Annotated in this window: 4 protein-coding genes and 1 tRNA gene; 2 read left to right on the plus strand and 3 right to left on the minus strand. The window is 63.2% G+C overall.

Features of this window, described 5'->3' with window-relative positions:
- The 3 genes from JOZ76_RS27970 to JOZ76_RS27980 form a co-directional block, all read right to left on the minus strand.
- A partial coding sequence (locus JOZ76_RS27970; RefSeq protein WP_291704173.1) for a hypothetical protein occupies nt 1–336 on the minus strand: 336 nt, incomplete at its 3' end.
- 56 nt (nt 337–392) lie between these two features.
- Nucleotides 393–467: transfer RNA gene (locus JOZ76_RS27975), tRNA-Glu, on the minus strand.
- 129 nt (nt 468–596) lie between these two features.
- Entirely contained in the window at nt 597–929 is a 333-nt protein-coding gene (locus JOZ76_RS27980; RefSeq protein ID WP_291704174.1) for a hypothetical protein, read from the minus strand.
- Here JOZ76_RS27980 and JOZ76_RS27985 point away from each other — a divergent pair.
- Nucleotides 928–1,953 (plus strand): RluA family pseudouridine synthase, encoded by a 1,026-nt coding sequence (locus tag JOZ76_RS27985; protein WP_291704176.1) that lies wholly within the window; start codon nt 928–930, stop codon nt 1,951–1,953. The genes JOZ76_RS27980 and JOZ76_RS27985 overlap by 2 nt on opposite strands.
- Nucleotides 1,954–2,170: 217 nt before the next feature.
- Nucleotides 2,171–2,988, plus strand: an 818-nt coding sequence (rpoH, locus tag JOZ76_RS27990; protein WP_291704178.1) for an RNA polymerase sigma factor RpoH, incomplete at its 3' end; no start/stop codon positions are given.

Genomic DNA, 2,988 nt, shown 5'->3' on the forward strand with positions numbered 1-2,988 from the left:
CACGACCATCGCCAGATTGGAGCCAATACCGCCTTCGTTTTTAAGCCGAAGCGTGACTTGCGCCCGCCTCCCCCGCCAAGTGACCAGCGAAACCACACGCTGCGCAGAAGCCCAGTGCTGGCCGACATTCTCTCCTTGCACATAAACCGCGCGATCGGCCGACATTCCACCAGTAACGCCCGTGTTGAGCTCATAGGGCTCGGCGGGCTTGGCCACAGGGCGCATATATTTCAAGATAAAGGTTTTCAAGAACCAGCCATCGTTTTCAACATCCGCGAAGGCATTAGAGGCCGACAGGAACGCGAAAAAGGTGATAGATAAGATTTGAATGCGCATGGACCAAACTCCCCAAAAGAGAATATTCGGGACGCGACTGTGAAGCGCACTATCGATGGCGCTCCCAAGGGGAATCGAACCCCTGTTTCAGCCTTGAGAGGGCCGCGTCCTAACCGCTAGACGATGGGAGCATTCACGAGGTTTCAGGACATACAATCGAAATCGGTTGACCGCAAGGCGCTGCGGGCGCGGCGGCCCATGATCCCGTCATTTGGTTGATCCGTGGTCGCCGGCCAGGTGGGCCCAGAGATCCGGCGAAATCAGGGTTCCCAGCTGAAGCGCAGCCGCCCGGCCGGTTTTAACGTATGGGCGTCGAAGGTGTGGATTTCGGTCATCCCACCGACATCCAGCGTCACCACCAGCCGGTCGCCGGCCACCGCGGCGGCCATGATCTTGGCGCCCTTCGGCAGCACCGCCGTGACATCGGCCGCCCCCGGACTTCCCTCCTCGTGAAAAAGGCGATAGCCGATGGCGGTCAGCACGGCCGAGATCGCCAAGGCCGTGGTCAGGCCCGCAATCAGCATCATCCGCCGCACCCGCGCAAACAGCAGGGCCTGTTCGCGGGTCGGTTCGGGCAAAGCAGTATCGGTCATGCAGGTCTCATCCCAAGATTCGGATCAAGAGTGTCCAGACAGGCGTTCGGTCATCGTCGCAGGCGACGAGGGATCGGCCCGGCTCGATCGCGTGCTGGCCGTGCGCCTGCCGGACCTGTCGCGCTCGCGGCTGAAAGCCCTGATCCTGGACGGCCGCGTGCAGGTCGGAACCGCCCCCATCCGCGACCCCGCTTATCATGTCGGGCACGGCGATACGATTACAATCGACCTGCCCGAGGCGGCGCCTGCCGAGCCCCAGGCCGAAGCCATTGCGCTCGATATCGTCTATGAGGACGACGACATCATCGTCATCGACAAGCCTGCGGGCCTCGTGGTCCACCCGGCCGCCGGCCACGAGAGCGGGACGCTGGTGAATGCGCTGATCGCGCATTGCGGCGCGAGCCTGTCCGGCATCGGCGGCGTCAGGCGGCCGGGCATCGTGCACCGGCTGGACAAGGACACCTCGGGGCTGATGGTGGTGGCCAAGAACGACCTCGCGCATCGTTCGCTGACGGCGCAGTTCGCCGATCATGGCCGCACCGGCGCGATGCAGCGCGGTTATCTCGCCTTCGCCTGGGGGGTCCCCAACCGGCCGCACGGTACGATCAGCGCGCCGATCGACCGCCACCCGCACGCGCGGGAGAAAATGGCTGTGCGCGAAGGCGGCCGCGAGGCCATCACGCATTGGGAGATCAGCGAGACCTTCAACGGACGCGACGGCAAGGGCGTCGCCTCCCTGCTCGCGCTGCGGCTGGAGACCGGACGCACGCATCAGATCCGGGTCCACCTCGCCCACACAGGTCACCCGTTGCTCGGCGACGCCGTTTACGGACCGCACTTCAAGACCAAGGCTGTTCACCTTGGGCCGCAGGCACAGGCGGCCCTCGGCGCCCTTGCCCGCCAGGCCCTGCATGCCTACCTATTGGTAATTCAGCACCCGCGAACAGGCGAGATCCTGCATTGGGAATCGATTCTGCCCAAGGATTTGTTGACCCTACAGCGCGCTTTGGAAGCGGCGCTATGACGCAGGGCCCTCAGAAAATCCTAATTATACCAAGCGGTTATAGCAGCCACACGGGGACGTGACGTCAGCAATCCTTCCCTATCGAAGGCCATTTGGTGTAATGTTGCAGGTGCGTTGAACATCCAACGCGGAACATCGCAGAACGGCCGGCTTTAACCAAGCGGCCGCCTGCCAGGCCCGCCGCTATCGGGGACCTGAACCAACTGGAGGGCGCTGAATGGCCCGCACAGCTACTTTGCCGGTTCTCAATGGAGAATCCGGTCTATCAAGATACCTCGCCGAGATCCGCAAGTTCCCCATGCTGGAACCGCAGGAGGAATACATGCTCGCCAAGCGTTGGCGCGAGCATGACGATCGCGACGCGGCGCATAGGTTAGTCACCAGCCACCTCAGGCTCGTGGCCAAGATCGCCATGGGCTATCGCGGCTACGGTTTGCCGATTTCCGAGGTCGTCTCGGAGGGCAATGTCGGCCTGATGCAGGCGGTGAAACGGTTCGAGCCCGACAAAGGCTTCCGTCTCGCCACATACGCCATGTGGTGGATCAAGGCGTCAATACAAGAGTACATTCTGAGATCCTGGTCGCTCGTGAAAATGGGCACCACGGCGAACCAGAAAAAACTCTTCTTCAACCTGCGCAAGGCCAAGAGCCGGATCAATGCGCTGGATGAGGGCGACCTGCACCCCGATCAGGTGAGGACGATCGCCAAGCGCCTTGGCGTGACGGATCAGGACGTCGTCGACATGAACCGCCGCCTCGGTGGCGACGCGTCGCTGAACGCGCCGATCCGCGACGATGGCGAGGCCGGCGAATGGCAGGACTGGCTGGTCGACACCGCGCCCAACCAGGAAGCCATCATGGCGGAGAGCGAGGAATACGACCATCGCCGCGATGCGTTGACCGGCGCGATGGGCGTGCTCAACGCCCGGGAACGCCGCATCTTCGAGGCGCGGCGCCTGGCCGACGAGCCGATGACGCTGGAAGACCTGGCGGCCGAGTTCGGCGTGTCGCGCGAGCGCGTCCGTCAGATCGAGGT

The organism is Bradyrhizobium sp. (genome assembly GCF_019244115.1).
Classification (GTDB): Bacteria; Pseudomonadota; Alphaproteobacteria; order Rhizobiales; family Xanthobacteraceae; genus Bradyrhizobium.